This is a genomic window from Peribacillus phoenicis (assembly GCF_047238085.1).
Taxonomy (GTDB): domain Bacteria; phylum Bacillota; class Bacilli; order Bacillales; family DSM-1321; genus Peribacillus.
This window is the reverse complement of sequence record NZ_JBDFMF010000001.1, coordinates 4,719,039-4,741,666: the sequence shown is the minus strand read 5'-3', so window position 1 is coordinate 4,741,666 and position 22,628 is coordinate 4,719,039. Positions and strand designations below refer to the sequence as shown.

Below are 22,628 nucleotides of genomic sequence, written 5' to 3'. Positions count from 1 at the left end.
TAAAACATCCTGATAACTAAACGGTACTCCTTTTTATAAGGGCGTAGTCCAGTTTTACATGTTTGACCACTTCAGGATTCTCAAATAGATCCACTGCCATTTTACCAATCCATTCCAGTGGTAAGGAAATGGTCGTGATGTCGAGCATTTCACTCAGGCTATCATTATTGAAGCCGAGAATGGCCACATCTTCCGGTACCCTTATACCCGATTTCTTAGCGGTAAGAATGAAGCCTGCCGCCGTGTCATCATTCGTGATGATGAGAGCTTCAGGTTTGTCCATCATTGAATTCCAATCCTTAAACAATTGTTCACCGTCTTTGATGTGATAACTGCCTTCAAACAGCCATTCTTTATTGTTTATCAGTTTATGTTTTCTCATGATATCGTTAAAGGCCTTTGTACGATGGGAACTATTTCTGCTCTTTTTACGGCCGAGGCTGTATCCGATTTTCTTATATCCTTTAGCAATCACGTACTCAAGGGCACAGGAGAAAGCTGCATAATGATCAATGCTGATGGATGAGAATTCAGCCTGGGCTGTATCTTCACATAAAATAATCGGTCCGTATTTTTGATAATCCAAGAGGATTTTCATTTCCGAAATCCTTGAACAAACGATAATGCCATCGAGCTGCTTCATTTGCAGCATATTAAAAGCCTGGATCTCTTTCTCCCTGTCATAATTTGTTTGAAAGATGACGATATGACAGCCAATTGCATTTGCCTGTTTAGTAATTCCGTTAACGATTGCCCCGTAATATGGGTGATTGTTGAAGGGAATGATGACGCCGATAAGATTGGTTTTGCCTTTTGAAAGATGAATGGCGTTGATGTTTCTCGTATAATTCAAACGATCGATCGCTTCTAAGACGCTCTTTCTTTTATCGGGGCTTACATATGGATGATCATTCAATACACGAGACACTGTTGAGACAGATACACCAGCACATTGAGCTATTTCTTTAATATTTGTCATGGTATCACCGTTTTTTCTTTTTTTATATTGTACAGTATGAAACCCATTTCAGGGCAAGGGAACAGTGTGGGACTGCTGAAGATTTATTCTAATAAGGTCTTGTTATGGTATTGGTTTCATCCTTTAAGATTGGTTTAAGTCTTAGAGGAGGAGGAAATCATGATGTTCCAAACTTTAATCACCCTGTTTGTGCTTTGCGGAATTGAATTGGGATTTGCGTACTTGGCAATTTCCTTGAAACAGGAAAAATGAGTGGAAATGCCCGTCAATAATTCCGCGGCATTACGCGTGGAAACCGCGTTTACTCGTGAATTTCACGTCGTCCCAAAATAGCCCCCATGGTTTATATTCACCATAAAAACTCCACAATATAAATATAACTTCATCGTTACGTTTCATGTACGGAATGACTGACTGTCAGGGAGCTTCCTGACAGTTTTTGCTGTGTGTAAAAGTCATTCACCTTTTTGAATTGTTTAAAAATAGTTGCACTTTTTTTGTATATTTGTGTATAGTATAAAATAAGTTGTGTAGAGGAAACTTTTTAGCATTTGCGACAATGTAAAAAAATTTACACTTAGTTTTGCGCATGGCAAACTATTTTAGAAAGATGAAAAAGGGAGGGAATATGGATGGGTTTTCTAAAATCTATTGGGGGCGTGCTTGCTGCATTGCTGATTTTAACGGGGTGCGGCAATGATACGGCCGATAGGGATAAAGGCAATGGCAAGCTGAATGTCGTTACAACAACGGGAATGATTGGGGATTTGGTTGAGAACATCGGCGGTAAACATGTCGAGGTCACCAGTTTAATGGGACCGGGAGTCGACCCCCATCTATATAAAGCGACACAGGGTGATGTTAAGACACTGGATTCGGCTGATATGATTTTTTATAATGGATTGCATCTTGAAGGGAAAATGACGGATATATTTGAAATGATGAGCAAGGATAAACCGACGATTGCGGTAACGGAGGACTTCAAGGAGAACCAGCTACGCAAAGTGAGTGCAACGGAACATGATCCCCACGTATGGTTTGATGTAAAGCTTTGGATCGTTGCGGCGGAGGCAGTGAAGAAAGAATTAATTGCCAATGATCAGGAGCATGAAGCAGAGTATCGTGAAAATTATGAGGAGTACATTCTGCAATTGGAAGAACTTGATAAATATGTTCAAGAGGAAATTAATAAAGTACCGGAAGATCAACGGGTGCTCGTTACAGCACATGATGCTTTTGGATACTACGGGCAGTCATATGGCCTGGACGTAAGAGGGCTCCAAGGAATCAATACATTATCGGAATATGGATCAAAAGATGTGACGGATATGCGGAATTATCTAGTGGAGAACAAAATAAAAGCGATTTTCATAGAGTCAAGTGTACCAAGGAAGGCTATCGAGGCTGTCATTCAAGGAGCAGGTAAGCAGGGTCACAAGGTGGAAATCGGCGGGGAATTGTTCTCGGATGCAATGGGTGAAAAAGGGACGGAAGAAGGAACGTATATCGGAATGGTCCGTCATAATACCGACACCATCGTCCGTGCTTTGAAATAAGGGGGAGAAACTATGAATCAAGCAGCTTTGAAGGTCGAGAATTTAACGATTGCTTATCATAAGAAGCCGGTTGTCGAAGATGTCTCATTTGAGGTGCCGGAAGGAAATTTAATTGGTATTATTGGCCCCAATGGAGCAGGGAAGTCCACTTTGATAAAGGGAATACTCGAATTGATCCCAAAAATATCAGGACAAATCACAATAAAGGGTTCTACTTATAAATCGATGAGGAAGAGTATCGGGTATGTACCACAGCGGGAGTCAGTGGATTGGGATTTTCCGACCAACGCACTCGATGTCGTGATGATGGGCAGATATGGTCATCTCGGATGGCTGAAGCGGCCAGGTAAGTCCGAAAGGCAGAAGGGGATGGAGTGCCTGGAAAAGGTGGGGATGGCTGAATATGCTAACCGCCAGATCAGCCAGCTATCAGGCGGACAGCAGCAACGGATATTCCTGGCCCGTGCATTGGCACAGGAAGCGGATATTTATTTTATGGATGAACCGTTCGTAGGGGTGGATGCCGCAACGGAGAAAGCAATCATACAATTGCTGATGGAATTGAAGGAAAAAGGCAAAACCGTTCTGGTTGTGCACCATGACCTATCCACCGTGAAGGAATATTTCGACTGGACGATGTTATTGAATAAAAAGGTGATGAAAATAGGTCCGACAGAGGAAGTGTTCATTCCCGAATACTTACAGGAAACATATGGAGGCCGCCTAGCGATACTATCAGACACAAAGTCCGGCCTTTTATTAAAATGAGGTGTACACGATGAACATACTGGATATTATTACTGATCCAAATACAAGGTGGATATTGCTTGGCACGATGTTCCTCGGATTAAGTAGCGGGGTCATCGGCAGCTTTGCCTACCTCAGAAAACAGTCTTTGCTTGGTGACACGCTCGCACATGCAGCATTACCCGGTATCTGTGTAGCCTTTATGTTAACTGGAGTGAAATCCACTTCCTACTTTTTAATAGGTGCCGCACTGGCTGGCTTAGTGGCTGTTTTCATGATCAGTGTGCTTACGAGATACAGCAAGATCAAGCAGGATGCAGCCTTGGGAATTGTCTTATCTTCCTTCTTTGGCTTCGGAATTGTCATGCTTACGCAGATCCAACAGAGCGAGTATGGAAACCAGAGTGGATTGGATACGTTTTTATTCGGGCAGACAGCGTCAATGGTCATGTCCGATGTATATATGATGATGACGGTTTCCTTTATTCTCATTTTCACTTGTACCGTATTTTTTAAAGAATTCAAATTACTGTCCTTTGACCCTGGGTTTGCTAAGGGGATGGGATTGCCGGTTGTTTTTCTGGATTATTTCATCATGATGCTGATCGTGGCAGCTGTAGTGATCGGTATCCAGGCTGTAGGCGTCGTATTGATGGCATCTTTACTGATCACGCCTGCGGTTTCTGCCAGGTATTGGACGGAGCGGCTGCATATCATGGTCATCCTGTCTGGTATATTCGGAATGTTGAGCGGTGTTTCTGGAACGTTGATAAGTACATCTGTCAATGATTTGCCAACAGGACCGTTAATTGTCTTATCCGCGACGGTATGGTTTTTCTTTTCCATGCTTTTTGCACCTAAACGCGGAGTGCTTTCATCTGTATGGAGAAGGGTATCGACGAAAAAGAAATATTCTCTCGAACAGGATAGAAGGAAAGGGAGCCACTCATCATGAATGATTTTTGGATTATCTTAGTCGGAGCATTAGTGGCGGGTTCTTGCAGTGTATTAGGGTGTTTTTTGATAGTCAGGAAAATGACGTTGATTGGGGATGCAATCAGTCATTCCGTTTTGCCGGGAATCGTATTGGCATTTTTAATAACCGGAACCCGTGATTCGGTTCCAATGCTGATCGGGGCTGCTGCGCTCGGCTTGCTTACCGTATTCTTGATCCAGCTTTTCCAATCGTCGGGCGTTCAATCCGACGCGGCGATCGGGATTGTATTCACTTCCCTTTTTGCAACGGGGATCGTACTCGTGAGCCTGTATACGCAACAAATAGATTTTGATCTTGAACATGTCCTTTATGGCGAAATAGCTTATACTCCCTGGAACACGATGACAATCGCGGGAATCGAAGCTGGACCAAAAGCTGTTTGGATAGTCGGCAGTTGTTTTATCCTGAACCTCATACTGATCTTCCTTTTCTTCAAACAGTTTAAACTCGTTTCATTTGATCCATCACTTGCGGCTGCAATGGGGATTCCTGTACTGTTCTTTCATTACTTATTGATGAGCCTCATTTCACTGACAACTGTTGCTTCTTTTGATAGTGTAGGCTCCATTTTAGTAGTTGGAATGCTCATCATACCTGCGGCAACAGCTTATCTGCTTTCAGACCGTTTAAGCAGCATGATATGGGTCAGTATCGGGGTAGGGGTGCTAAGTTCCGTCATCGGCTACTATTCTGCCACCATTTTGGATGCCTCGATATCAGGCTGCATGGTGGGTTCGGCCGCCATATTATTCGGATTGGCCTTTCTCTTCTCCCCAAGCCATGGATTGGTCAGCCTATTGCTGAAACGGAGAAAATCAAAGGAATCACATGCATAGCTCTCCATGCCTACAGGCTTCATGGAAATAACTCCATGAAGCCTGTAAACTATTCTTCTATATAGTTGTGATTTTATTTGTTTAAAGTATAATGAATAAGTGTATTTATAGATATATCGCAGGAGCCTTTTTAAGGGAGAGTTAAGTATGGAAGAACAAAATAAATTTTCATCACGAATAGATTTTTCTTTGGTCACAATATTGCTGTTATTATGCGTTGGAAGCTGCTTAGCAATCTATAGTGCCCAAACGACTGGACAGTACGCTGAAAACTTCTTAATTAAACAAATTTTTTGGTATATAGTTGGAATCGGAATCGTATTAGGTTTCATCACCTTGGATTCTGATCAGTTGAAAAAAATATCTTGGTACGCCTATGGCTTCGGATTATTTTTGCTTTTTTTGCTGATCATTATGCCGGAAAGCATCGTTCCTGTCCGTAATGGTGCGAAAAGTTGGTTCATCATTCCGGGAATCGGTTCGATTCAGCCATCGGAATTCATGAAGGTTTTCCTCATCCTGGCTTTAGCGAATGTTATCTCAAACCATCATCTCAAAAACACGCTGAAAACGATTCAAACGGATATCTGGCTGCTTATTAAAATCGGTCTAGTGACCGGTGCCCCCTTATTGTTAATCATGCAACAGCCGGATTTGGGCACCTCGCTTGTCATCATGTCCATCATGCTCGGAATGATTTTCATCTCAGGGGTAACATGGAAGATCCTGCTGCCAATCGTTTCGGGAGGAATTGTCATCGCTTCAACGGTCCTGTACTTTGTACTTTGGAAGCCGGAAATCCTGGAAAAATACCTAGGGGTAAAATCCTATCAATTCGGCCGTATCTATTCTTGGCTGGACCCATATAATTATGCCAGCTCCGAAGGGTATCACTTAACAAAATCCTTACTGGCCATCGGCTCCGGCCAGACCACAGGCAAGGGAATCGGCTCGAGGGAAGTGTATTTGCCTGAGAGTCATTCGGATTTCATTTTCAGCATCATCGGTGAAGAATTCGGCTTCATCGGATCAAGTATCATTATTTCCTTGTTTTTCCTATTGATTTACCATATAACAAAAACGGGAATGGACACGAAAAATAACTTCTATACATATATCTGTGTTGGCGTTATAAGCATGTTGACGTTTCACGTTTTTCAAAATATCGGCATGACTGTAGGCCTTTTACCGATAACGGGGATTCCGCTTCCATTTATCAGTTATGGAGGAAGCTCGCTGATGGGGAACATGATGGCCATGGGCTTAATATTCAGCATTCGGTATCACTATAAGAAGTATATGTTTTCAACGGATATCTAAATATAAAGCCGGCCCCGATGGGCCGGTTTTTTTTGTAGCAAAAAAACAAAAGGAGCAGAATCCACTCCCCTGAATGTTTGCTTATTGAATGTTCGTTCCAGATGGAAATTGATTTTTATAACCGGAAAATTGTTGATACGATTGGCCTAAGTTGGTAGCTTGCGCCTTTTCTAAACTATACCAGCCTTTTTCGAACATAAGGTTATAGAGTTCACGCTGCATCTCCTGATTTTCTTTGGCAATGGAGAAAATGTCTTGGAATAATGCTTGGTTACTCATTTCATGCAGGGCAACGGAAAGGGAGTTGCAAAAGTACTTTTCAGTTGAAAGCATATCGTTTATAAAATCCCTGTCATTCATTTGCGGTGTCTTTGCCACGGGAGATTCTGGATTTTGGACTTTGTTTTCATTGGGCATCAAGAACCCTCCTTTACTGGTATTGTTGTTGACCCTGATTTTGGTCGGGGTTCAAATGTTTCAAAATGGTATCGTAATGGCGTTGATGCATGAGTCCGCACCGATTTAACGCATCAATGATTTGCGGGTCCTTGCATTGTGTGGCAAAAAAATGTGCTTTTTTAACTGCATTCAGATTCCATGCAAGCATATCTGTTAAGTATAAGCTATCTTTCACCGTGACCATTTCCGGCGGCTGTTTCATAAAGCCGGTGGACTGCTGTTGGCTGTTAAACGAATTTTGCTGTTCCATCATTGCTACCTCCTTAAGTGTTCTTTAAACGAGCTTAATTTTCCCTTCTGGATTTTTTTTATTCTTGATTCTAAATATCTGAAAAGTGAATTAAATGGTAAAATAATCTTGTGCATCTATTTTCCAAAATGATTTGGAGGGGAATGCAGATGGAAAGAATATTGAAAAATCTATTCCTTTTTTTATCAAAGAACAAAGGCATGACAAAGGCAGCGAAAAAATACGGGCTGCGGTTTGGGGCATCTCGTTTCGTGGCAGGAGAATCCTTGGATATGGCATGTGAAGTGATTGCAGATCTTAACCGGAAAGGGCTTGCCGTTACCATTGATTATTTAGGTGAATTCATTGAAGATGAACAAGAAGCAGGGAAGATGGCAGATGAGTGCATTGAAGCAATCCGCATGATTGGCAGAAATGAACTGGATTCACAGTTATCCCTGAAGCTGACCTCGATGGGCTTGGATGTGTCCGAACGAGTCGTAATGAATAACATGCGGAGGATCTTGGATGAAGCTAAGGCCCATCAGGTTTTCGTGACGCTTGATATGGAAGATTTTCCGCGCTGTCAGCCGACTTTGGATGTATTCAAAAATCTAAAGTCTGAATATAATGAATTGGGGACTGTCATCCAAGCTTATCTGTATCGGACTGAGAAGGATATTGAGGAGCTGGATGCATACCATCCGAATCTAAGGCTTGTTAAAGGGGCTTATAAAGAACCAAGTGAAGTGGCTTTTCCCGAGAAAAAAGATGTGGATGAGAATTTCAAGAAAATCATCAACAAGCATATGCAAAATGGCAATTACACAGCCGTTGCCACGCATGATGACAAAATCATTGATTATACGAGGGAATTGGTCAAAGATCAGGGAATTCCCCGGGATCGATTTGAATTCCAAATGTTATATGGTATCCGCAATGAAAAGCAGCTCGAACTTGCTAAAGAAGGATATAAGGTAAGGGTGTATGTTCCTTATGGTACGGATTGGTATGGATACTTCATGCGCCGCCTTGCGGAGAGACCGGCCAATATTGCTTTCGTTTTAAAAGGCCTATTCAAGAAATAGGAAGCGAGAGCCGCCCCGGATAAGGGACGGCTGCTCAAATTAAGAAGGATTATCTTTTGAACTGATTGTTCTGGCTGTTCACTTTATTGATTCCGTGTTGACGTTCAGCGCCAGGGCCGGCGTTGCCTTTAACGCTTGCTGCGCTTACGGCTGCTTTAGAAGGATTATCTTTACGCTTCATTATATAAGTCACCTCCACCCCGGTTATTTTTTACTGAACGGAGGAGAAATAACCAAAGGAACTCGGAGAAAAAAATATTTTTTTCCTGTTTAATCATTGCGGAATTTCCAAATATATTCTATATTAGTAATAAGAAAAAATATTCAAAATTTTTTTGAATTAAAAATGAATGAGCATTCATTCAATAAATTGCGTAAGGGGGATATGAACTTGGTTCGACAAATACGAAAGGCTGCTGTTCTAGGGTCAGGAGTTATGGGATCAGGGATTGCTGCACACCTTGCTAACATCGGCATTCCGACTTTATTATTGGATATTGTACCTCGTGAACTCACTGAGGATGAAAAGAAAAAGGGACTGACATTAGATAATAAACAAGTGCGTAACCGCATCAGCCAAACAGCGATTACGAAACTTTTAAAACAGAAACCAGCTCCGCTTTCAGCTAAGGGAAACATTGCGTTGATCGAGGCAGGAAACCTGGAAGATGATATAAGTCGTTTAAAGGATGTCGATTGGATCATCGAAGTGGTCGTTGAGAAGCTTGAGGTTAAGCAAAGTGTGTTTGCCCAGGTTGATCAGCATCGTAAACCAGGAAGCATCGTTTCATCGAATACCTCCGGAATTTCAATTGAAGCGATGGCAGAAGGCCGTTCGGAGGACTTTCAAAAGCACTTCCTGGGAACCCACTTCTTCAATCCGCCGCGTTATCTTAAGTTGTTGGAGCTCATCCCGACTGAAGCAACTTCACCAGAAGTGCTCGAATACATGAAACGATTCGGCGAAGATGTACTGGGAAAAGGGGTCGTCGAAGCCAAGGATACCCCTAACTTTATCGCAAACCGCATTGGAACTTATGGTTTATTGGTCACTCTGCGGGAAATGCAAAAAGGCGGATACAGTGTTGGTGAGGTCGATTCGGTTACAGGTCCGTTGATTGGAAGGGCAACTAGCGCGACTTTCCGGACACTTGATGTGGTTGGATTGGATACCTTTGCACATGTTGCCAGAAACGTATATGACCAGGTGGATGGAGAAGAAAAAGAAGTTTTCAAAATACCCGATTTCATGAATGAAATGCTTAAGAATGGGTGGCTTGGAAGCAAGTCAGGCCAAGGATTTTTCTTGAAAAAAGGAAAGGAAATCCTTGAACTGAATCCCGAAACCCTTGAATATGATGCACGAAAAAGATTAAAAACGCCTTCCATCGAAATGGCTAAACAGGCCAAGGGCTTGGAAAATAAAATGAAAGCGCTTGTTTATAGCGAAGACCGTGCCGGCCAATTACTTTGGAATGTTCTGAATCCGGCGCTTGTGTATTCTGCCCAGCTGCTTGGGGAGATTGCGGATGATATCGTGGCGATCGATCAAGCGATGAAATGGGGCTTCGGATGGTCCACAGGCCCTTTTGAAACATGGGATGCGATAGGGGTAGAAAAATCGGTAGCCCGAATGGAAGCGGAAGGCATCACCGTTCCGCAATGGGTGAAGGATATGCTCGCTAAAGGCATCACTTCTTTCTATAAAGAAGAAAATGGCATAGTTCACTATTATGATAATGGTGAATATAAGGAACTTGTTGCAAATCCTAAAGTGATCAATCTTAAAGCGATCAAGAAGCAAAAAGGCGTAATCAAGAAAAACAGTGGTGCAAGCTTGATAGATATCGGCGATGGAGTGGCTCTTCTTGAATTCACTTCACCGAATAATGCAATCGGTCTGGATATCATCCAAATGATCAATGCGGCGGTCGACGAAGCGGAAGCGAATTTTAAAGGCTTGGTCATCGGAAACCAAGGAAAGAATTTCTGTGTAGGCGCTAATATTGCAATGATGCTGATGGAAGCGCAGGATGACAATATTTTTGAACTCGATATGGTCATCAGCCAATTCCAAAAGGCGATGCTTAAAATCAAGTACAGTGCAGTTCCTGTAGTGGTTGCCCCGTTTAATATGACACTTGGCGGGGGTGCTGAAGTGTCCCTTCCGGCAGCGCGCATTCAGGCAACGACTGAAACGTATATGGGACTAGTGGAAGCTGGTGTAGGTTTGATCCCAGGCGGCGGCGGGACTAAAGAACTTTATGTGAAGACGTTGAGGAATATGCCGAAGGGCGTCGACTTCGACTTACAGAAAGTGGCCAACCGAGTATTTGAAACGGTCGCCATGGCAAAAGTTTCAACCTCCGCCGAGGAAGCTAGAGGGAATAATTTCCTTAATTCAGCGGACGGAATAAGCGTGAATGCGGATCATCAGCTATATGATGCGAAACAGGCGGTACTTTCCATGCATGAACAAGGTTATACCGCTCCTGCCCGCACAAAGATCCCTGTCGTAGGTGAAACGGGATATGCCGCACTTCTTTTAGGGGCGGAATCCATGCGCCTTTCAGGATTCTTATCAGAACATGACCTTGTCATAGCCAAAGAGCTTGCATACGTCCTGGCAGGGGGGAAACTCCCATTTGGCACGGAAGTAGATGAACAGTATATCTTGAACCTAGAAAAACAGGCATTCCTAAAACTGATTTCGACTCCGAAATCCCAGGCTAGGATGCAGCATATGCTTGTTAAAGGCAAACCACTCCGTAATTGAAATAGACGAAGAAATGGCCAAAACAAAGATTAATAGATCGATAGCTTAAAAATGAGTAAGGGGGATCCTCATGAAAGAAGCGGTAATAGTAGCTGGAGCAAGGACTCCGGTAGGAAGAGCGAAAAAAGGTTCTCTTGCCAGTGTACGTCCTGATGATTTAGGGGCTCTTGTTGTAAAGGAAACGTTAAAGCGTGCAGGGAATTATGAAGGCACCATCGATGACCTGATTATCGGTTGTGCAATGCCTGAAGCGGAGCAAGGATTGAACATGGCTCGTAACATTGGGGCATTGGCAGGATTGCCTTATACAGTACCGGCCATAACGATTAATCGTTACTGTTCAAGCGGGCTGCAAAGCATCGCTTATGGAGCGGAAAGGATCATGCTCGGCCAAAGTGATACTGTCATTGCAGGCGGAGCGGAATCCATGAGCCTTTTGCCAATGATGGGCCATGTAACTCGTCCGAACGCGAGACTTGCGGAAACGGCACCGGAATATTATATGGGTATGGGCCACACTGCTGAAGCCGTTGCAAAAAAATACGGCATTTCCCGTGAAGATCAAGATGCATTTTCTGTTCGTAGTCATCAAAAGGCGGCGAAGGCCATTGCAGAAGGAAAGTTTTCGGATGAGATCGTACCGGTTGACGTAACCCTTCGTTCAGTGGGACCAGATCTTAAGTTAAAGGAAAAATCATTTAAATTTACACAGGATGAGGGCGTTCGTCCTGGCACCACTGCTGAAGTGCTAAAAAAACTAAGACCTGCATTCTCTGTTACAGGATCCGTAACAGCAGGGAATTCATCACAAACGAGTGATGGTGCAGCCGCGGTCATGGTCATGGATGGGGAAAAGGCCTCTTCATTAGGGATGAAACCGATAGGTAAGTTCCGTTCCTTTGCTGTAGCAGGAGTACCGCCTGAAATCATGGGTATCGGACCGATTGCAGCCATTCCTAAAGCTTTGAAGCTAGCGGGTCTTGAGTTATCGGATATTGGTTTATTTGAATTGAATGAAGCCTTTGCTTCCCAATCCATTCAAATCATTCGTGAGCTCGGTTTGGATGAAGAGATTGTCAATGTAAATGGCGGAGCCATTGCCTTAGGCCATCCACTAGGATGTTCGGGGGCAAAATTGACATTAAGCCTGCTACATGAAATGAAGCGCAGAAACCAACAGTTCGGAGTCGTGACAATGTGTATCGGCGGCGGAATGGGTGCTGCTGGAGTATTTGAATTATTGGCGTAATCCTACCCCTCCCGGAAGCTGTCATGCTTCCGGCGGGTTTACTATCTTAAATAATTAGGAGGAAATAACATGTCCAATCAAACTACAGATAACCTCATTAAAGGCGGAGCCTTTTTAGTAGAAGATATTACGTATGATCAAGTGTTTACACCGGAAGATTATTCTGATGAGCATAAAATGATCGCCAAAACTGCCGAGGATTTCGTAGTGAATGAAATTCTGCCGCAGGTTGAACATTTGGAAAACCATGAATTTGACCGTTCCGTTAAATTACTGAAGCATGCAGGTGAAATCGGTTTACTTGGTGCTGACGTTCCTGAGGAATACAGTGGATTGGGTCTTGATAAAATCAGTTCGGCATTGATTACAGAAAAAATGGCACTTTCAGGCGGCTTTGGAATTACGCATGGTGCACATGTAGGTATCGGATCTTTGCCGATCGTATTATTCGGGAATGAAGAACAAAAGAAAAAATATCTCCCTTTACTGGCAACGGGTGAGAAGATTGCTGCGTATGCCTTAACGGAACCAAGCTCAGGTTCAGATGCCTTGGGAGCAAAAACGACAGCGAAATTGAATGCCGAAGGAACACACTATATTCTAAATGGGGAAAAACAATGGATTACAAATGCAGGTTTTGCAGATGTCTTCTGTGTATACGCCAAAATTGACGGCGAACAATTCTCCGCTTTCATTGTTGAGCGTGATTATGATGGCGTATCAACTGGTGCTGAAGAGAAGAAAATGGGAATCAAAAGCTCATCTACACGTACATTAATCCTTGAAGATGTACATGTACCAGTCGAAAACCTTTTGGGTGTAGCCGGAAAAGGACATGTCATCGCTTTCAATATCCTGAATATCGGCCGTTATAAATTAGGCGTCGGTGCTGTCGGCGGATCTAAACGTGCCCTTGAGATTACAGCAGCTTATACGAATCAACGTCAACAGTTCAAAACGAAAATTTCCGATTTTAACTTGACGAAAGAAAAACTTGCAACAATGGCATCCAAAATTTATGCAGCAGAAAGCTCTGTATACCGTACCGTTGGCCTTTATGAACAAAGGCAAAGCAAATTGACGGATGAGCAAGTGAAAGATGGGAAATCAATGGCGGCAGCAATCGCTGAATATGCCATTGAGTGTTCATTGAATAAATTCTTCGCTTCCGAAGTGTTGGATTATGTTACGGACGAAGGCGTACAGCTTCATGGAGGCTATGGTTTCATGCAGGAGTATGAAATTGAAAAAGCATATCGTGATTCCCGGATTAACCGGATCTTTGAAGGTACAAATGAAATCAATCGATTGCTTGTCCCTGGAACTTTCCTGAAGAAAGCACTTAAAGGGGAATTGCCGCTTCTTCAAAAGGCTCAAAGCCTTCAAGAGGAATTAATGATGATGATGCCGGAAGAACCTGGCGATGAGCCATTGGCACAAGAAAAAATGCTTGTTAGAAACGCTAAGAAAATTGGGATTCTGGCAGCTGGCCTTGCTGCACAGAAATACGGCAAAACTCTTGATCAAGAACAAGAGATCCTCTCCAACATTGCTGATATCGCATCCCTTGCTTATGCAGCGGAATCCGTGGTATTGCGTACGGAAAAAGCAATAGCAGCTACAGGTCTGGAGAAGAACAAACAAAAAGTGCTTTACACTGAAATCTTCGTTCAGGAAGCTTTCAATGAAATAGAACAGCACGCAAAGGAAACGTTAATCGCAGTGGAAACAGGCGATACTCTTCGCATCATGCTTGCGTCGCTCCGCAAGCTGACAAGACATAATCCGATCAATGTCATTGCGAAAAAGCGTGAAGCTTCCGTGAAGGTAATCGAAGCTGAAAAATATGCTCTTTAGGCAATGAATCATAATCAGTAAAGGGAATGCCCGAAAAGGCATTCCCTTTATTTCCTTTGATGAAATCGTATTGGAAATTCAAAAGACAATTCGTTGTATTGCGTGATGAAAACGGGTATTCTATTGATAGGTGGTGAAATGATGGGCTTAACATTATATTGGTACCCAAAATGCGGCACATGCCGTAACGCAAAGAAGTGGCTGGATAATCATGAACTGCAATATGAAGCAATCCATATAGCGGAAAATCCGCCTTCGCGAACAGAAATAGAACAACTATATAAAAACAGCAATTTGGAGTTGAAGAAGTTTTTTAATACTAGCGGTCAAAAATATCGCGAGCTGGGCTTAAAGGATAAGCTGAAAGAAGCTTCTGAAGCAGAGATGCTTGATATATTGTCCACAGATGGCATGCTTCTGAAAAGGCCGATTGTTACGGACGGCACCAAAGTGACGGTAGGTTTCAAAGAGGAGCAATTCGAACAGGTTTGGAACTGAAAATTTCTCGAAATATTTGGTTAATTCCTTACTTAAACAAACAATCTACCTTATAATGGAATAGATAAAATAAGATGTACATATGGAGGGTTAATAATGACAACAACACCAAAAGAACTTCGTTACACTAAAGAACATGAATGGGTCAAAACGGAAGATGGAACAGTGCGCATTGGAATTACAGCTTTCGCACAGTCCGAGCTTGGGGACATCGTATTCGTTGAGCTTCCGGAAATCGGCGATGAATTGAAAGCGAACGAACCATTCGGAAGTGTTGAATCCGTTAAGACCGTTTCTGAGCTTTATGCACCTATCAGTGGCAAGGTTGTTGAAGTAAACGAAGATTTAAGTGACAACCCTGAATATGTAAATGAGTCTCCTTATGAAAAGGCATGGATGGTCGTGCTTGAACCATCTAATGGCAGTGATATTGAAAACTTGATGAGCGCTGAAGAGTATGAGAGTTTAATCAACGGTTAAAAAGAATGAGAGGGGGACTGAAAAGGCCTGCTCTCTTTTTCATTTTGTACCGTGGCAGTTGCACACATAATTCGTGAGATGGAGTGATGACATGGAGTGGGGCGAATTCGATAAAGTGATCATTGTAGAAGGCAGTTCCGATAGAAGAAAAGTTGCCTCCGTTTTAAATGAAGATGTGGAAATAAGATGTACGAATGGGACCATATCATTAACTAAGCTGGATGAATTAGTGGATGAATTGATGGACCGTGATGTTTATCTCCTTTTTGACGCAGATGAATCAGGAGAAAAGCTCCGGAAGCAGTTCCGAAGGGAAATGCCTGAAGCGAACCACCTGTATATTAATAAAATGTACAAAGAAGTGGAAAGCTCGCCCGAACATCATATCGCAACTGTGCTTTTATCTGCCAATATGAATGTGAAAATGAAATTTTTAAGTCAAAGGGTGAACGACTAATTGATGCAGGAATGGAAAGAAGAAGAGTGTAAGCTTGCTGTTGAAAATGGGGAAACCTTTTGCTTATATTTATATACCCCTTTATGCGGCACTTGTCAGGTTGCCTCCAAGATGCTGACGATATCCTTGGAGCTATTCCCGGAATTGAAGGCAGGGAAAATGAATATGAATTATGTCCAAGCAATTGCCGAATCATATGAAATCGAAAGTGTTCCTTGTTTATTGCTTTTCAAAGAAGGACAGCTGCACAAAAAAATATATGCCTTTCAATCCGTTCCTTATTTGTACGGATTGCTTAAGGAAATCAGCTAAGAAACCAATCAGAACCGTGGTTGGTTTCTTTGTTGCGGACATTTGAATGCGAGATTGAAATTAAACAAAGAATATTCTAACAATTCATTGACTGATTTATTCTAAAATGCTATATTTTGAATTAAGTAACGGCAGAATTTAATAGTTCTTATCAAGAGTGGCGGAGGGACTGGCCCGACGAAGCCCGGCAACCGGTATAAATTTATATACGGTGCTAATTCCAGCAGAGTGTTGGCTCTGGTAGATGAGGTGTATTCTAGAAACCTCTTCTTATTGAAGTGGTTTTTTTGTTTATAAAAGGCCAGGTATCATATAATTCCAACTAAATCCATAGAAAAAGGTGAAATCATATGTCAGAGAAAAAGTTGCGTTTCGAAACATTGAGTGTTCATGGCGGTCTGCAAGCTGATGAAACAGGTGCCCGTGCAGTTCCTATCTACCAAAGCAATGCATACTTGTTCAAAGACACCGACCATGCAGCGAATTTATTTGGTCTAAAGGAGAATGGTTATATATATTCACGACTTCATAATCCCACGGTCAGCGTTTTTGAGGAAAGAATGGCATTATTGGAAGGCGGTATCGGCGGATTGGCAACAGCAAGCGGAATGGCAGCCATTTCACTTTCAATCCTGAATATTGCCGCTGCTGGAGATGAGATTGTTTCAGCCTCTACATTATATGGCGGTACGTATAACCTTTTTGAAAATACTCTTCCTAAATATGGGATTAAAGTGAAGTTCGTTTCTCCCGATGACCCTGAAAATTTCAAAAGGGCGATAACGCCAAGAACTAAAGCCATTTTTGCTGAAACGATCGGAAATCCAAGTTTGAGGGTGCTTGATATTGAAGCGGTAGCGAAAATCGCCCATGATGCCGGAATACCTTTGATCATTGATAATACCTTCGCGACACCATATCTATGCAGACCAATTGATTTTGGAGCGGATATTGTCATCCATTCCGCTACAAAATGGCTTCTGGGAAATGGAACCACGCTGGGCGGTGTCATCGTGGATGGAGGGAAATTCGATTGGAACTCGCCAAATTATCCTGGCTTCACGGAGCCTGACCCAAGCTACGACAATCTGGTATACGCCGAGGCAGTTGGACCTGCTGCATTCATAACGAAAGCCCGAGTGCAGTTACTTCGTGATTTAGGCCCTGCGCTAAGTGCCCAAAGTGCATTCCAGTTTACGCTTGGGCTTGAAACACTGCATGTAAGGATGAAAGAGCATCTGTCAAACACCAAGTCTGTCATTAAATATTTAAAAAACCACCCTGCCGTGACTTGGGTTTCACATCCTGGTGATGAGGATCATCCCGATAAAGCCCTTGCGGATAAATATTTGCCTAAGGGAGCTGGATCTGTCGTGACTTTTGGAATACAAGGTAATCGCGAAGCTGGCGCAAAGCTTATCAATTCGGTGGAATTATGGTCCCATGTAGCGAATGTGGGGGATGCGAAGAGCTTGATCATCCATCCAGCAAGTACGACCCATCAACAATTGAATGAGGCGGGTCTTGCGAAAGCGGGTGTGAGTGCTGATCAAGTCCGTTTATCCATTGGGATTGAAAATGTAGACGATTTAATAGAAGATTTGGAGCAGGCAATTGAAAAAGCGACGAATATCGTCTCCTTGACATCCAAAACGGTTTAAGTAAAGTTTCTGTGTACTAGAAATAATATACATTGCGCTCCTTTTTTATCTATGATAAAATTTCACCATACTAAAGAACTTAATGATGTACAAATATTCTATATATTAGCTCTTATCAAGAGAGGTGGAGGGATGTGCCCGATGAAACCCGGCAACCGACAAGGAGATTTCCTTGGAAAGGTGCCAATTCACACAAAGTTTAATCACTTTGGAAGATGAGAGGAAGGCCTGTTTCTTCACCTGCCTTTCTGCTCATGCAGAAAGGTTTTTTCTATTTTAATGGGGGAAACCCTTTGCATGATATGAGAAACAGACTAATAATGTAGAGAAATCAACTAAGTTCATAGGTTTTATTGGATAAAAGAGGTGAGGATTAATGATTACATTGACGAAAGTCAGTAAGCTGTTCCGAACAGGAAAAGGAAACAGTGAGACGATCAAGGCTGTAAATAATGTGAATGTTGAAATAAATAAAGGCGAGATTTTCGGTATTATCGGTTACAGTGGAGCGGGGAAAAGTACTTTGATCAGAATGCTCAATGGGTTGGAAACACCTACAGAGGGATCCGTTGTGGTGGCTGAGAAGGAAATTTCAAAAATTAAAGGCGCTCAGCTCCGTAAGGCCCGTCAAGAAATCAGCATGATTTTCCAACATTTCAATCTATTATGGTCAAGGACCGTTCAGGAGAATATATCTTTCCCATTGGAAATTGCAGGAGTTTCTAAACCTGAACGAACCAAGCGTGTGAACGAATTGATCAAGTTAGTCGGACTGGAAGGCAGGGAAAAGGCCTATCCTTCACAATTAAGCGGAGGGCAAAAGCAAAGGGTGGGAATAGCCAGGGCTCTGGCAAATGACCCTAAAGTGCTGCTGTGTGATGAAGCGACTTCTGCCTTGGATCCGCAGACTACCGACTCCATACTCGAATTGCTTGTTGACATCAATCAGCGCCTGGGATTGACGATCGTCTTGATAACACATGAAATGCATGTAATACGTAAAATCTGCCATCGCGTCGCCGTGATGGAAAGCGGGCAGGTTGTTGAACAGGGTCCTGTCCTGGATGTTTTCAAGAATCCTAAAGAACAAATGACGAAGCGTTTCGTGCAACAGGTAACGGAACCGGAAGAAACGAAAGAAACGATGGACCATTTGCTCGAGCGCTATCCTGCAGGCAAAGTGATTCAATTGACCTTTGTAGGTGATCATGCAGAAAGCCCATTGATCACCAAGCTTGTACGTAACTTCGAGTTGGATGTCAATATCGTTCAAGGTAAGATATCCCAAACAAGAAGCGGTTCATATGGAACATTGTTTATCCATCTTGATGGCAAAGAGGATGAAATGCTCCGCGCAATAGAATTCATTAAAGCACAGCAGGTAGGCGTGGAGGTGATTACTCATGCTTGAAGAATTATTGCCGAATGTTGATTGGGAAGACATTATTGAAGCTACGAGGGAAACGCTTTACATGACAAGCGTCTCTGTAGTGGCAACCTTTTTTATAGGCATAATATTAGGATTGATCCTGTTCCTGACGGGGAAGGGTAATATGTGGGAAAACCGGGCAGTCAACGGGGTCATGAGTGCTGTCGTCAATATATTCCGTTCCATTCCATTTCTTATTTTGATCGTGCTGCTCATTCCTTTCACTAAAGCGCTTGTCGGTTCCATGATCGGAGAGAACGCTGCACTGCCGGCACTTATTATCGGTGCGGCACCATTTTATGCGCGTATGGTTGAAATCGGCCTTCGTGAAATCGATAAAGGTGTAATTGAAGCCGCTAAATCGATGGGGGCAAAAACGAGCACGATCATTTGGAAGGTCCTTCTTCCAGAGTCGATGCCTGCCCTTATTTCCGGGATTACGGTAACATCGATTGCATTGGTTGGATATACCGCAATGGCCGGGGTCATCGGCGCAGGCGGGCTTGGTAATCTGGCCTATTTGGACGGCTATCAAAGAAATCAAAATGACGTTACGCTTGTAGCGACGATCGTTATTCTAATTATCGTCTTCATAATTCAAATTATTGGAGATGTGATTACATCTAAATTGGACAAAAGATAAAGGGAGATGAAAAGGATGAAAAAGTTTTTAGGATTTGCATTAATTTTAGTGTTATCTATCGCTTTGGCTGCTTGTGGAAGTGAAAAGGATAAAAGCGGCAGTGATACGGAAAAAGAATCGAAGAAAATAGTTGTAGGGGCATCCAATGTTCCTCATGCTGAAATCCTTGAGGAAGCCAAGCCGCTTCTTAAAGAAAAAGGAATCGAATTGGAAATCGAAACATTCCAGGACTATGTTTTACCGAATAAGGCGTTGAATGATAAGGAATTGGATGCTAACTACTTTCAACACATTCCATATTTAGAGGGGCAAATTAAAGAAAATGGATATGACTTCGTTAATGCTGGCGGAATCCATATCGAGCCGATTGCCCTATATTCACAAAAATATAAAAGCATTGATAAACTTCCGGAAGGCGCAACAATCATTATGAGCAGCTCTGTCGCTGATCATGGACGCGCTTTATCCCTTTTGGAAAAGAATGGCCTGATCACTTTGAAAGAAGGGATCGATAAAACGACGGCTACAACGAAAGACATCGTTGAAAATAAGAAAAACCTTAAATTCGATGCCGATTATGAAGCGGCCCTGCTTCCTAAAATTTATGAGAGTGGCGAAGGCGATGCAGTCTTGATCAACTCCAACTATGCGATTGACGCCGGTTTGAATCCGCTTGAAGATTCGATTGCGATTGAAGATTCGGAATCACCATATGTGAATGTCATTGCCGTAAACAAAGGTGACGAAAATAAAGAAGCAATCAAAGCGCTTGTAGAAGTATTGCATTCTAAAGAAATTCAAGATTTCATTCTTGAAGAATACAAAGGTGCAGTTGTACCGGCGGATAAATAATTCAAGAATGGGCGACCTGATTTAATTCAGACCGCAGTTTGTAAACAAAAAGGTTTCGGAATGGTCTCATTCCGAAACCTTTTTGATTTTTATTGGATTTGAAGCAGTTAAAGCGATTTGTACTCACGATAGCCTTCTATATTTGTTGTTGAGTGCCGATAGGCAGAGATAACAACCAAAACGCTCATATTACACATAGCCATGGTTGCGGAATCTGCGTCAACAGCTACAGGTTTTCTAACTTTCTTAATCACATGTTCAATCAGAGGCTCTTAATACGAGTATCATGAGTATTTCCGGGTGTTACTATCGTTACGGTCTGCTGCCGCATAAATGAATAAGCAAGCTGGTTTGTTCGTTTAGCTTTTACATAATGCGTCGCTCATAATTTTTTCCGGACTTAGAGAAGTGAGGCACTTCATTTTGGAAACCTTAGGTGAAAGTGATTCTATCTGATTGTTTAGTCTTAGTGGATTGGAACGGAAGGTATGAGACCCCTGCGGGAAAAGCGAGTCAGGGGAGACCCCGCAGGCGCAAAAGCGCCGAGGAGGCTTCCGGACCGCCCGCGGAAAGCGAGTACCTGAAGTGGAAAGTAACGTTCAAATTTTGAAAACCTAAAAACCTAAAAAACTGTAGACAAACTCATTGATGATCCAGTTTGTTTCAGTCTGCGGCTTAATTTAATTACTTTCATGTTTAATCAGGAAAGGAAAGGGTATAGAGATAATGAAGGTAAAAAAATGATACACAAATTTGAAAGGATGGTTCACTATCAATACTCTGGATTTAAATGTAACAAGCGAAATGGAAAAGGCGATGCAGTCTTCACATGGGATTGGCTACAGTGAGTACAGTAGAAACTTAGACCTCCGTATCGAGGTTGAGAAAGAACGGGATAGGGAACATGTAAAGTGCAACAAAATGGTCCAGGACCTTCAACGCAAAATTCACGGCTAAGCATATAAAAGAGTTCTTTAAAAGATCGGCCTGTAGAGGTAAAATGGAAAGTGGTCCATAAAATAAGGGTTTCCTTATTGGATATACTTACATAATACCTGACAGTCCGATTTTTTTCTTTTTAAAGCGGAACGTTCTTACCTTGCAATAAAATTCTTTGAACATATATTAATAAGGACGAAGATTTGCCGAATAATAAGATAATTTTAACAAAAGCTAAAATAAGTATGAATATGCAGTAAACAGGCTATATCTGTTAGTATTGTAAGAATAGGACAGGTTTTTAACATGGCCGAAGTGGAAACCCCTATCTATTTAGTTGATTCCAAATTGGATTTGTTATAAAATTGGAATGAGAATAAAGTGAGAATGCTTTTACGTAAATTATAGTAATGAAAGTAATCTTTACTTTCTGGTAATAAAATTGGAATTAGTTCACGGAGGTATTATTATGTCAGCTTCTACATTAACGGTTAAAGATCTTCACGTATCAATTGAAGGCAAAGAGATTTTAAAAGGGGTAAACCTTGAAGTTAAAGGTGGAGAAATCCATGCGATCATGGGACCAAATGGAACTGGTAAATCCACTTTATCATCAGCAATCATGGGTCACCCTAAATATGAGGTAACTAGCGGAAGCATCACATTCGATGGTGAAGATGTTTTGGAGATGGAAGTAGACGAGCGCGCTCGTGTCGGTCTATTCCTAGCTATGCAATATCCAAGTGAAATCAGCGGTGTTACAAACGCAGACTTCTTACGTTCTTCCATTAACGCACGCCGTGAAGAAGGCGATGAAATTTCATTGATGAAATTCATCCGTCAAATGGACAAAAAAATGGAATTCCTTGAAATGGATGAAGATATGGCGCAACGCTATTTGAATGAAGGTTTCTCAGGCGGAGAGAAAAAACGCAACGAGATTCTTCAATTAATGATGATCCAACCTAAAATTGCAATCTTGGATGAGATTGATTCAGGTCTAGATATCGATGCACTTAAAGTCGTTTCAAAAGGAATCAACGAAATGCGCGGAGAAGACTTTGGATGCTTGATCATCACTCACTACCAACGTCTATTAAATTACATCACTCCTGATTTTGTACATGTAATGATGCAAGGACGTGTCGTAAAATCAGGCGGTCCTGAACTTGCTGCCCGCTTGGAAGCGGAAGGTTATGACTGGATTAAACAAGAATTGGGCATTGAAGACGAAACTGTTGGCGAAGAAGCGTAAGTAGGAGGA

At 42.3% G+C, this 22,628-nt stretch carries 23 protein-coding genes and 2 riboswitches; of the genes, 19 read left to right on the top strand and 4 right to left on the bottom strand.

All coding sequences use genetic code 11. The features are described from left to right. Nucleotides 1-16 precede the first annotated feature (16 nt). A complete protein-coding gene (locus ABC374_RS23570; protein WP_350300496.1) occupies nt 17-979 on the bottom strand; it encodes a LacI family DNA-binding transcriptional regulator in 963 nt (320 codons plus the stop codon). Between the two features lie 632 nt (nt 980-1,611). On the opposite strand from ABC374_RS23570, the gene ABC374_RS23565 reads away from it, so the two are divergent. From ABC374_RS23565 to ABC374_RS23545, 5 genes are all read left to right on the top strand, one after another. Then, nucleotides 1,612-2,535, top strand: coding sequence for a metal ABC transporter solute-binding protein, Zn/Mn family (locus ABC374_RS23565; RefSeq protein WP_350300495.1), 924 nt, complete (start codon nt 1,612-1,614; stop codon nt 2,533-2,535). A gap of 12 nt (nt 2,536-2,547) precedes the next feature. Then, complete coding sequence (locus tag ABC374_RS23560; protein WP_101223669.1) at nt 2,548-3,303, top strand: metal ABC transporter ATP-binding protein; 756 nt, start codon at nt 2,548-2,550, stop codon at nt 3,301-3,303. A gap of 10 nt (nt 3,304-3,313) precedes the next feature. Further along, nucleotides 3,314-4,237, top strand: coding sequence for a metal ABC transporter permease (locus tag ABC374_RS23555; RefSeq protein ID WP_413019909.1), 924 nt, complete (start codon nt 3,314-3,316; stop codon nt 4,235-4,237). After that, nucleotides 4,234-5,115, top strand: a complete 882-nt coding sequence (locus tag ABC374_RS23550; RefSeq protein WP_413019908.1) for a metal ABC transporter permease — start codon at nt 4,234-4,236, stop codon at nt 5,113-5,115. Before ABC374_RS23555 ends, ABC374_RS23550 begins: the two co-directional genes overlap by 4 nt. Nucleotides 5,116-5,262: 147 nt before the next feature. Continuing rightward, a complete protein-coding gene (locus ABC374_RS23545; RefSeq protein WP_350300491.1) occupies nt 5,263-6,435 on the top strand; it encodes an FtsW/RodA/SpoVE family cell cycle protein in 1,173 nt (390 codons plus the stop codon). A gap of 81 nt (nt 6,436-6,516) precedes the next feature. Here ABC374_RS23545 and ABC374_RS23540 read toward each other — a convergent pair whose 3' ends face one another. Further along, entirely contained in the window at nt 6,517-6,852 is a 336-nt protein-coding gene (locus tag ABC374_RS23540; RefSeq protein ID WP_413019907.1) for a spore coat protein, read from the bottom strand. Nucleotides 6,853-6,865: 13 nt separating this feature from the next. Then, a complete protein-coding gene (locus ABC374_RS23535; protein ID WP_350302971.1) occupies nt 6,866-7,144 on the bottom strand; it encodes a hypothetical protein in 279 nt (92 codons plus the stop codon). Between the two features lie 149 nt (nt 7,145-7,293). Here ABC374_RS23535 and ABC374_RS23530 point away from each other — a divergent pair, with 149 nt between their 5' ends. Next, nucleotides 7,294-8,211 carry a proline dehydrogenase family protein gene (locus ABC374_RS23530; protein ID WP_413019906.1) on the top strand — a complete coding sequence of 306 codons (918 nt, stop codon included), beginning with the start codon at nt 7,294-7,296 and terminating at the stop codon, nt 8,209-8,211. A 49-nt stretch (nt 8,212-8,260) separates the two neighbouring features. On the opposite strand, the gene ABC374_RS23525 is transcribed toward ABC374_RS23530, so the two are convergent. Beyond that, entirely contained in the window at nt 8,261-8,395 is a 135-nt protein-coding gene (locus ABC374_RS23525; protein ID WP_072273724.1) for a YuzL family protein, read from the bottom strand. A gap of 207 nt (nt 8,396-8,602) precedes the next feature. Here ABC374_RS23525 and ABC374_RS23520 point away from each other — a divergent pair, with 207 nt between their 5' ends. From ABC374_RS23520 to sufC, 13 genes are all read left to right on the top strand, one after another. After that, entirely contained in the window at nt 8,603-10,987 is a 2,385-nt protein-coding gene (locus ABC374_RS23520) for a 3-hydroxyacyl-CoA dehydrogenase/enoyl-CoA hydratase family protein (RefSeq protein WP_413019905.1), read from the top strand. Nucleotides 10,988-11,057: 70 nt separating this feature from the next. Beyond that, a complete protein-coding gene (locus tag ABC374_RS23515) occupies nt 11,058-12,236 on the top strand; it encodes an acetyl-CoA C-acetyltransferase (protein WP_350300487.1) in 1,179 nt (392 codons plus the stop codon). A 69-nt stretch (nt 12,237-12,305) separates the two neighbouring features. Then, the gene (locus ABC374_RS23510; RefSeq protein WP_305158570.1) at nt 12,306-14,093 is read left to right on the top strand and encodes an acyl-CoA dehydrogenase family protein; all 1,788 of its coding nucleotides are present in this window, start codon (nt 12,306-12,308) and stop codon (nt 14,091-14,093) included. 141 nt (nt 14,094-14,234) lie between these two features. Further along, complete coding sequence (locus tag ABC374_RS23505; protein ID WP_350300485.1) at nt 14,235-14,591, top strand: arsenate reductase family protein; 357 nt, start codon at nt 14,235-14,237, stop codon at nt 14,589-14,591. A gap of 96 nt (nt 14,592-14,687) precedes the next feature. Then, on the top strand, nt 14,688-15,071 hold the full coding sequence (gcvH, locus tag ABC374_RS23500; protein WP_137016434.1) for a glycine cleavage system protein GcvH: 384 nt from the start codon (nt 14,688-14,690) through the stop codon (nt 15,069-15,071). Between the two features lie 91 nt (nt 15,072-15,162). Continuing rightward, nucleotides 15,163-15,528, top strand: a complete 366-nt coding sequence (locus tag ABC374_RS23495; protein ID WP_048688210.1) for a toprim domain-containing protein — start codon at nt 15,163-15,165, stop codon at nt 15,526-15,528. Between the two features lie 3 nt (nt 15,529-15,531). Beyond that, complete coding sequence (locus ABC374_RS23490) at nt 15,532-15,840, top strand: thioredoxin family protein (protein ID WP_063596108.1); 309 nt, start codon at nt 15,532-15,534, stop codon at nt 15,838-15,840. 145 nt (nt 15,841-15,985) lie between these two features. After that, nucleotides 15,986-16,091: riboswitch (SAM riboswitch) on the top strand. A 99-nt stretch (nt 16,092-16,190) separates the two neighbouring features. After that, on the top strand, nt 16,191-17,501 hold the full coding sequence (locus ABC374_RS23485; protein ID WP_350300484.1) for an O-acetylhomoserine aminocarboxypropyltransferase/cysteine synthase family protein: 1,311 nt from the start codon (nt 16,191-16,193) through the stop codon (nt 17,499-17,501). A 109-nt stretch (nt 17,502-17,610) separates the two neighbouring features. Continuing rightward, nucleotides 17,611-17,723: riboswitch (SAM riboswitch) on the top strand. A 154-nt stretch (nt 17,724-17,877) separates the two neighbouring features. Then, complete coding sequence (locus ABC374_RS23480) at nt 17,878-18,912, top strand: methionine ABC transporter ATP-binding protein (RefSeq protein WP_048688213.1); 1,035 nt, start codon at nt 17,878-17,880, stop codon at nt 18,910-18,912. Further along, nucleotides 18,905-19,573, top strand: a complete 669-nt coding sequence (locus ABC374_RS23475) for a methionine ABC transporter permease (RefSeq protein WP_350300482.1) — start codon at nt 18,905-18,907, stop codon at nt 19,571-19,573. Before ABC374_RS23480 ends, ABC374_RS23475 begins: the two co-directional genes overlap by 8 nt. A gap of 15 nt (nt 19,574-19,588) precedes the next feature. Continuing rightward, complete coding sequence (locus tag ABC374_RS23470) at nt 19,589-20,425, top strand: MetQ/NlpA family ABC transporter substrate-binding protein (RefSeq protein WP_137016432.1); 837 nt, start codon at nt 19,589-19,591, stop codon at nt 20,423-20,425. An 804-nt stretch (nt 20,426-21,229) separates the two neighbouring features. Further along, the gene (locus ABC374_RS28820) at nt 21,230-21,382 is read left to right on the top strand and encodes a YuzK family famiily protein (protein ID WP_471802854.1); all 153 of its coding nucleotides are present in this window, start codon (nt 21,230-21,232) and stop codon (nt 21,380-21,382) included. 451 nt (nt 21,383-21,833) lie between these two features. Further along, nucleotides 21,834-22,619: a Fe-S cluster assembly ATPase SufC gene (gene sufC / locus ABC374_RS23465; RefSeq protein ID WP_148358289.1), complete on the top strand. Its 786-nt coding sequence runs from the start codon at nt 21,834-21,836 to the stop codon at nt 22,617-22,619. Nucleotides 22,620-22,628: the final 9 nt, after the last annotated feature.

What these genes read in the sequence shown, in the direction of transcription:
- ABC374_RS23570 (WP_350300496.1), bottom strand. Translation starts at nt 979, where the DNA reads ATGACAAATATTAAAGAAATAGCTCAATGTGCTGGTGTATCTGTCTCA.
- ABC374_RS23565 (WP_350300495.1), top strand. Translation starts at nt 1,612, where the DNA reads ATGGGTTTTCTAAAATCTATTGGGGGCGTGCTTGCTGCATTGCTGATT.
- ABC374_RS23560 (WP_101223669.1), top strand. Translation starts at nt 2,548, where the DNA reads ATGAATCAAGCAGCTTTGAAGGTCGAGAATTTAACGATTGCTTATCAT.
- ABC374_RS23555 (WP_413019909.1), top strand. Translation starts at nt 3,314, where the DNA reads ATGAACATACTGGATATTATTACTGATCCAAATACAAGGTGGATATTG.
- ABC374_RS23550 (WP_413019908.1), top strand. Translation starts at nt 4,234, where the DNA reads ATGAATGATTTTTGGATTATCTTAGTCGGAGCATTAGTGGCGGGTTCT.
- ABC374_RS23545 (WP_350300491.1), top strand. Translation starts at nt 5,263, where the DNA reads ATGGAAGAACAAAATAAATTTTCATCACGAATAGATTTTTCTTTGGTC.
- ABC374_RS23540 (WP_413019907.1), bottom strand. Translation starts at nt 6,852, where the DNA reads ATGCCCAATGAAAACAAAGTCCAAAATCCAGAATCTCCCGTGGCAAAG.
- ABC374_RS23535 (WP_350302971.1), bottom strand. Translation starts at nt 7,144, where the DNA reads ATGGAACAGCAAAATTCGTTTAACAGCCAACAGCAGTCCACCGGCTTT.
- ABC374_RS23530 (WP_413019906.1), top strand. Translation starts at nt 7,294, where the DNA reads ATGGAAAGAATATTGAAAAATCTATTCCTTTTTTTATCAAAGAACAAA.
- ABC374_RS23515 (WP_350300487.1), top strand. Translation starts at nt 11,058, where the DNA reads ATGAAAGAAGCGGTAATAGTAGCTGGAGCAAGGACTCCGGTAGGAAGA.
- ABC374_RS23510 (WP_305158570.1), top strand. Translation starts at nt 12,306, where the DNA reads ATGTCCAATCAAACTACAGATAACCTCATTAAAGGCGGAGCCTTTTTA.
- ABC374_RS23505 (WP_350300485.1), top strand. Translation starts at nt 14,235, where the DNA reads ATGGGCTTAACATTATATTGGTACCCAAAATGCGGCACATGCCGTAAC.
- gcvH (WP_137016434.1), top strand. Translation starts at nt 14,688, where the DNA reads ATGACAACAACACCAAAAGAACTTCGTTACACTAAAGAACATGAATGG.
- ABC374_RS23495 (WP_048688210.1), top strand. Translation starts at nt 15,163, where the DNA reads ATGGAGTGGGGCGAATTCGATAAAGTGATCATTGTAGAAGGCAGTTCC.
- ABC374_RS23490 (WP_063596108.1), top strand. Translation starts at nt 15,532, where the DNA reads ATGCAGGAATGGAAAGAAGAAGAGTGTAAGCTTGCTGTTGAAAATGGG.
- ABC374_RS23485 (WP_350300484.1), top strand. Translation starts at nt 16,191, where the DNA reads ATGTCAGAGAAAAAGTTGCGTTTCGAAACATTGAGTGTTCATGGCGGT.
- ABC374_RS23480 (WP_048688213.1), top strand. Translation starts at nt 17,878, where the DNA reads ATGATTACATTGACGAAAGTCAGTAAGCTGTTCCGAACAGGAAAAGGA.
- ABC374_RS23475 (WP_350300482.1), top strand. Translation starts at nt 18,905, where the DNA reads ATGCTTGAAGAATTATTGCCGAATGTTGATTGGGAAGACATTATTGAA.
- ABC374_RS23470 (WP_137016432.1), top strand. Translation starts at nt 19,589, where the DNA reads ATGAAAAAGTTTTTAGGATTTGCATTAATTTTAGTGTTATCTATCGCT.
- ABC374_RS28820 (WP_471802854.1), top strand. Translation starts at nt 21,230, where the DNA reads ATGGAAAAGGCGATGCAGTCTTCACATGGGATTGGCTACAGTGAGTAC.
- sufC (WP_148358289.1), top strand. Translation starts at nt 21,834, where the DNA reads ATGTCAGCTTCTACATTAACGGTTAAAGATCTTCACGTATCAATTGAA.